The organism is Thermoanaerobaculia bacterium, assembly GCA_035717485.1.
GTDB lineage: Bacteria > Acidobacteriota > Thermoanaerobaculia > UBA5066 > DATFVB01 > DATFVB01.
The window spans coordinates 1-6,211 of sequence record DASTIQ010000067.1; the positions used below are offsets into that span (position 1 = coordinate 1).

Genomic DNA, 6,211 nt, shown 5'->3' on the forward strand with positions numbered 1-6,211 from the left:
GTTCGCGACCGTGCTCGGCACGCGCTCGCTCCTCCGGGAAACCCTCGACCGCGTCGGCATCCTCATTCCTCCCGAGCGGATGCTGGTCGTCGGACGGCGTTCGCACGAGCATTTCCTCCGGGAGGAGCTCGCGGATTTCCCGAGGGCGACCGTGCTCCTCCAGCCCGACAATCGCGGAACGGCGGCCGGGATCCTCCTTCCGATTCACGGGATCGCCCGAATCGACCCGCAGGCGATCGTCGCCGTTTTCCCGTCCGACCACCTCATCCTCGGAAGCAACGCCTTCATGGCGCACGTCTCCCAGGCGGTCGCGTTCGCTCGGGCGCATCCCCGGCGCGTGCTCCTCGTCGGGGCTCCCCCGTCGCGGCCGGAGCCGGATCTCGGCTGGGTCGAAACGGGCGAACCGGTCGGGGCGACCGCGTCCGGGCCGATCTGCCGCGTCGTCCGATTCCGGGAAAAACCGGCGCCCGAAGAGGCCCGGACCTACTTCGCGCGCGGATTCCTCTGGAACACGTTCGTGATCGTCGGACGAGCCTCGGCGTTCGTGGAGGCGGGTCGGGGGTTCGCCCCCGCCGTCTCGGCCGGCGTCGAGCACGTCGTCCAGGCGGCGATCGGCGGACCGGAGGCGTTCGACAGGGCATTCGCCGACATCCCGGTCGCGGACTTCTCCCGGTCGATTCTCGAGCACTGCCCGGATCGGCTCGTCATCTCGCGGCTGCCCGACGGGATCTGGAGCGACCTGGGGACGCCGGAACGGGTCTTCGAAAGCCTGGCGGAGGCGAGACTGCCGATCCCGGCAGGGCTGCGGGGCACGTCGCCCGTATCCCCGTTCCCGGGGAACAGCCCGTTATCCGCCGGCTCGCCGGCATAGACCGCCATTCGTCGCGGGGATCGTCCCGAGCGCTCCTCACCACCCGATGCCGTAATCCTCCCCGTGGTTGCTCGACCCGCCCCACATCGTGCCGTGTTTCAGGTCGAGGAGGATCGCGTTGATCGGCCCCGAGGTCCGCTCCTCGAACACCATCGAGTAGCCCATCTTCGCGAGCTCGCTCCGAACCCATGGTGGCGTCGCGGTGTTGAGCAGGATCTTTCCCGGAATCGACTCGTGATTTCCGAACGAGCTGTGCATCTGGAAGCTGTTGAAGTTCGCCGCCTCGGTCGCTTCCTGCGGCGTCATCCCGAACTCGACCACGTCCAGGAAGAACTGGAGCAGATTCTGGTCCTGCGAGTCGCCCCCCTGCACCGAGAAGCAGAGATAGGGCTTGCCGCCCTTCAACGCCAGGGTCGGGGTCAGGGTGACGCGCGGGCGCTTGCCCGGCTCGATGACGTTGAACGGACCTTCGGCCGGATCGAGCACGAACGACTGCATCCGCTGGCTCAGGCCGATCCCGGTGTGCCCGGCGATCACCGCGGGAAGCCAGCCGCCGCTCGGCGTCACCGAGACCACCCATCCCTCCGAGTCCGCGGCCTCCACCGACGTCGTCCCCGCGGTGAACGTCTCGCGGAAGCGCGCGAGATCCGACGGTGAAAGCGACGCCTCGAGCAGCCTGTTTCCCCTCCCCGGCTTCCCGCTCTCCGCGATCTTCCACTTCGAGAGCAGGTCCGAATACGGGTTCGTGCCTCCCTGGAACGGATACGGGTCGCCCGGCCCGATCCGCGGGTTGCCGCGCTCGGGATCGATCAGCTTCGCCCGCTCCTTCGCGTATTCCTTGGAGAGCAGCCCCCGGATCGGCTCCTCGGGCGGGAAATCCGGGTCGCCGTAGTAGAAGTCGCGATCCGCGAACGCGAGGCTCATCGCCTGGTAGACCGTGTTGACGTAGCGCGACGTGTTGAAGCCCATCGACTTCAGGTCGAAGTTTTCGAGGATGTCGAGCGACTGCAGCATCGCGGGTCCCTGCGTCCACGTCGTCAGCTTGTAGACGTCGATCCCGCGATAGCTCGTCGTGACCGGCTCCTCGATCTTCACCTTCCAGCGGGCGAGGTCTTCCGCGGTGATCAATCCGCCCTGCTCCTGCGTGCTCCGCGCGATCTCCTTCGCGATGTCGCCCTTGTAGAAGCGGTCGTACGCGGCGTAGATCGCCTCCTTCCGGGACTTTCCTCTCTTCAACGCTTCCTGCTCGGTCGCGACGAGCTTTCGGAGCGTCGCGGCGAGATCCGGCTGACGGAAGATCTCGCCCGGTTCCGGCCCTTCGCGCTCTCCCGTTCCACCGCTCGGCGCCGGCCGGTCCTGCGCGGGCGTCGGGCCGCTCGCACTCTTCCCGGCCGCGGCCCGGCCGCCGGCCGTCTCTCCGGGGCCGTGACGATGGACGAAGAACAAGGCGCGGGAATACGGCCACCGGTCGAGCCATTTCTTCTCGTGCTCGATCGTGTTCGCGGCCTGCGCCTCGATCGGGTAGCCGTCCGCCATGTCGATCGCGGGCGCGAGAACGTCCTTGAGCGACATCGTGCCGTACTCGGCGAGCATCACGAGAATGCCTCCCGGCGTTCCGGGCGTGACCGCGGCGAGCGGGCCGTACTCCGGCGGATAGTTCATCCCTTTCCCCTTGAAGAACCCGGGAGTCGCGCCGGTCGGCGCCACACCCAGGGCGTCGATCCCGATGACCTTCTTCGTCTTCGGGTCGTAGATGAGCGCCTGCGTCTCGCCGCCCCAGCTCAACGTGTCCCACATCGTGCAGCCGGCCGCGATCATCGCCACCGAGGCGTCCACCGCGTTGCCGCCCCTGGCGAAGATCATCGCGCCGGCCGTCGCGGAAAGCGGCTTGCCGGTGACGGCCATCCAGCGCTTCGCGTGAAGAGGCGGTTTCTCGGTCTTCATCTGCGCGGCCAGCGGGGCGGCCGAGCAGACCAGGAGGACGGCGGCGGCTCGTCGGATCATCGGGACCTCCGGCGGGAAAGTCTATGCCGATCGGCCAGACCGGCGGCGCTCATCGACCCGGATTCGCCGCGGGTGCGCGCTCGATCGCCTCGAGCGCGGGATCGACGTTGCGGGAATAGGCGTCGAACGTCAGCGGCGCCGGGATCTGCGGGATCGTGGCGACGCGCCGGTCCATGGGGTGCCAGTCCTGCCAGTAGTAGATCGAGGCGCGCACGGTGATTCCGCTGTTGGGGAGAACGATCTTGCGCGAGTCGCCGTAGGCGTTCCCCTTCGATCCCGTCGGTTCGCCGACGAACGTGACGTTCGTGTATTTCTCGAGGGCATCGACGAACATCTGCGCGGCGGAGAAAGTGGCGGGGCCGATGATGGCGAAGAGGCGACCCTTGCGATCGATGCTCTCCGACTGGATGATGGCGCGGACGACCGGAACGATCAGCGTGCCGTCGCCGCCGCGGTTGAGCCGGAGATCGATCGCCACCTTTTCCGGCTTCGTGGCGGCGATCTCGTCGTGCACGCGTTGCGCGAAATGCGCGAGCGTCTCATCCGTCTTGTCGCCGACGCGATTGATCTGGACGTAGAGCAGATTGCCGGCGTGCTCGAAGTGGAAGGCGTCGCCCGAGCCGCGAAGCCAGAGAGGATCCGGTCGACCGGAGCGATCGCGGGCGTCGATCCAGCCCTCGCGGCGGTCGAAGAGCGTCACGGTGTCGCCGGTCATGATCTCCGCCGGGGCGAACGAATGCAGGACGACGCTCTCTTCCCCATGGCGCGTCGCCACCGTCATCGGCACGGCGTCGAGCGCACGCGTGATGCCGAGCGCGTGCAAGACCTCCGGCATGGCCAGGAGGTACTGCGCCCAGTAGCGCGCCCCCTGGTCGTTGTCGCATCCGATCATCGTCTTCACCGAGGCGTACGCGTCGGCCATGCGGCGATCGCCGATGCGCAGCACTCTCGCGCCCACGAGGGACCGCTCCGATTCGCGCGCCGCCCGGACGTACAGATCCTCCCCGAAAAAGGTGAAGACCACCGGAAGGACGTGGAACCCGATCTTCTGATCGCGCGTCGGGTAGATGTTCGTGTGACCGTCGGCGACGGCCGCGACGATCCTGGCCATCTCCACGATCACCTGGTGCCGCTCCAGCGACGGGATCTTCGCATCGAGCGCCGCCACCATCGCCGCCCATTCCTCGCGGGAGGCGGCGTGGTAGAGGTTCTTGTGCGTCCGCTCCATCTCCGCGGCCATGACGTGCAGGTCGCTCCGCCAGGCGCGCGCCTCGTCGGGAGGCATCGCCCACGAGGCACGGGCGAGGAGAGCAGTGGCGAGCGCGACGGTGCAAGCTCTCGTGTTCATCGGCCTCCCTTTGTCCACCGACGGAGTATGAGTTCAGCGGCACTTGCCCGGACGAGCGCCCGGGGGGTGCCCGCGGCAACCAGGGATCAGGAGTCCGGCCGCGAATGGCTTCCGTGCGCGCCGGGTCGGAGAAAGGGAATCAGGGCAGCCACCTCCCGGCGATACTCCGTGTAAGGAGGTCCGAGGGAAGCGGCGAGCATCTCGTCTTCGACGCGGATGCGATAGGCGTAAGCGGCGCATGTGGCGAGGAGCGAGGCCGCGAACACGACGACGTTCGCCGAGGCCAGGGCAACGCCGTTGAGGGTGAGAAGTGAGCCCAGGTAGCCGGGGTGACGGACCCGGCGGTACGGCCCGCTGCGCTCGACCGGGTGGCGGTCTTGAACCAGCAGCGTTCTCGTGTAGCGCTCTCGCAGCGTGAGCACGGCCCACAAACGCAAGGCGATACCCACGCCCTCGAGAGCTACCCCGATCCAGGGGGTCAGCGGAATGCCGGGAACCGACGCGTGCCGGAACCACTCCGGAAGATAGGGCCGGAAGCTCGGGGAATCCGCCTTCATCGCGAGGACGAAGCCGACGACCGGAACTGCCGCTGCGAGGGAAACGGCCAGGGTGCTGTGGCGATCCGATGCGCCGGGGCGATGAGCGCGCGCGCGTTTACCGAAGCGAATCTCGGACTGGATCTCGTACAGGAGTAAGAGAACCAGCCCGGCGAGGCCGTAGTCGGGAAGAGCGCCAAAACGCGAGAACCATTCAGACATCGAGGTGGTCTCCGGTCGGCGCCCGGACACCAGACGACGCGAATTCGTCGGCAGCCTTGCCGGACGCGGTCCGCCGCAATGGGAGGTTCAGGGCCTCGTCGCTGGCTTTACTTCCCGAGAATCCTCTCAAATCGCTCTTTGCATGCGGGCAGGTTTCGCTCATCCGCCGGCCAGCCTACTCTTGCCTGACGATATCGACCGAGATCTCCACGGCGGCGATCGTCCCTCTGTTCTCGAGCCAGTGTGTGGTGTTCCTGTCCTCGGGCCAGCCCAATCCCGGCCCGTAGTCCGTAGCGACGCCATCTCGATGGTCGGTGATCGTTCCCTGCAGTATGTAGACGGTGCCCGGTCTGCCTCTGTGGTCGTGAATCGGGCCGAAGACGCCTCCAGGTTCGATGGTCACCATACGCATTCGAAGCTGGCGCCCTGACAAGCCCTCGATTTCAGGACCCAGGTCGATCGTCGTCAGTACCTTCACCGTAACGCCCTTCGTCTCGGGCGCGACCCGTTCGTTGCTCATCGTCCTCTCCTCCGATACTTACAGGGACCGAAAGACTCGTTTTCAGCGCCGCGCAACCGGGTGCCCAGTCCGCCGCAACGAGGGGTTACACGACCGGCCCCGTCAGGATTTTCGCGACGGGTAGTCATCACGTGCTCGACGGCACCGGCGACGTCACGACGGGTTCGGGACCCGACGCTTTCTGCAACACCAGCCACGCCGCGAAGCCTTGCTGAAGGTCCACGAGCACATGCATAGCCACCGCCGGCCAGAGCGAACCGAAGATCAGCACCACCAAGGTCAGGAAGGCGCCCACGATGCCGACAGCCAGTGCACCGGCGACCCCGTGGTACGCATGGGCCGTCGCGAACACGATCAAGGACAGCGCTGCGGCGCCCCACAGCCCGAGCAGTGGGCGGAAAGCCCAGATGAGGAAGCCGCGAAAGATCAGCTCTTCCGAGAAGCCCGCCGACAATGACACCGCTGCCCACCATGCCAACTCGTCGCCAGTATGCGGCGCGTGTGCGGTCGCCTGGCTCCGCACCGTGACCCGCTTTCGGCGTTTCAGGCGCGCGAGTCTTACGATCGCGGCCGCCAGCGCGGCTGCCACTGCCGACACGAGAGCCAGGGAGACCCACAGGCGCCAACCGTGAGGCGCGTTCAATCTCAGGAGCGCCCGGGATCGCCCCTCGTACAACCACAGCGACAGCACGCAGGCGACCAATGCCCAC

6 protein-coding genes are annotated in these 6,211 nt (G+C 67.2%); 1 reads left to right on the top strand and 5 read right to left on the bottom strand.

The features are described 5' to 3' along the window. Window positions 1–871: sugar phosphate nucleotidyltransferase (locus VFS34_03245; GenBank protein HET9793454.1), on the top strand; the 871-nt coding region annotated here is incomplete at its 5' end. Between the two features lie 36 nt (window positions 872–907). Here the strand turns inward: VFS34_03245 and VFS34_03250 are convergent. The 5 genes from VFS34_03250 to VFS34_03270 form a co-directional block, all read right to left on the bottom strand. Further along, window positions 908–2,875 (bottom strand): gamma-glutamyltransferase, encoded by a 1,968-nt coding sequence (locus tag VFS34_03250; GenBank protein HET9793455.1) that lies wholly within the window; start codon window positions 2,873–2,875, stop codon window positions 908–910. A gap of 49 nt (window positions 2,876–2,924) precedes the next feature. Further along, on the bottom strand, window positions 2,925–4,223 hold the full coding sequence (locus tag VFS34_03255; GenBank protein HET9793456.1) for a hypothetical protein: 1,299 nt from the start codon (window positions 4,221–4,223) through the stop codon (window positions 2,925–2,927). A gap of 86 nt (window positions 4,224–4,309) precedes the next feature. Beyond that, window positions 4,310–5,011: an isoprenylcysteine carboxylmethyltransferase family protein gene (locus tag VFS34_03260; GenBank protein HET9793457.1), complete on the bottom strand. Its 702-nt coding sequence runs from the start codon at window positions 5,009–5,011 to the stop codon at window positions 4,310–4,312. Window positions 5,012–5,156: 145 nt separating this feature from the next. Next, complete coding sequence (locus VFS34_03265; GenBank protein ID HET9793458.1) at window positions 5,157–5,501, bottom strand: cupin domain-containing protein; 345 nt, start codon at window positions 5,499–5,501, stop codon at window positions 5,157–5,159. Window positions 5,502–5,628: 127 nt separating this feature from the next. Then, a partial coding sequence (locus VFS34_03270; GenBank protein ID HET9793459.1) for a CPBP family intramembrane glutamic endopeptidase occupies window positions 5,629–6,211 on the bottom strand: 583 nt, incomplete at its 5' end.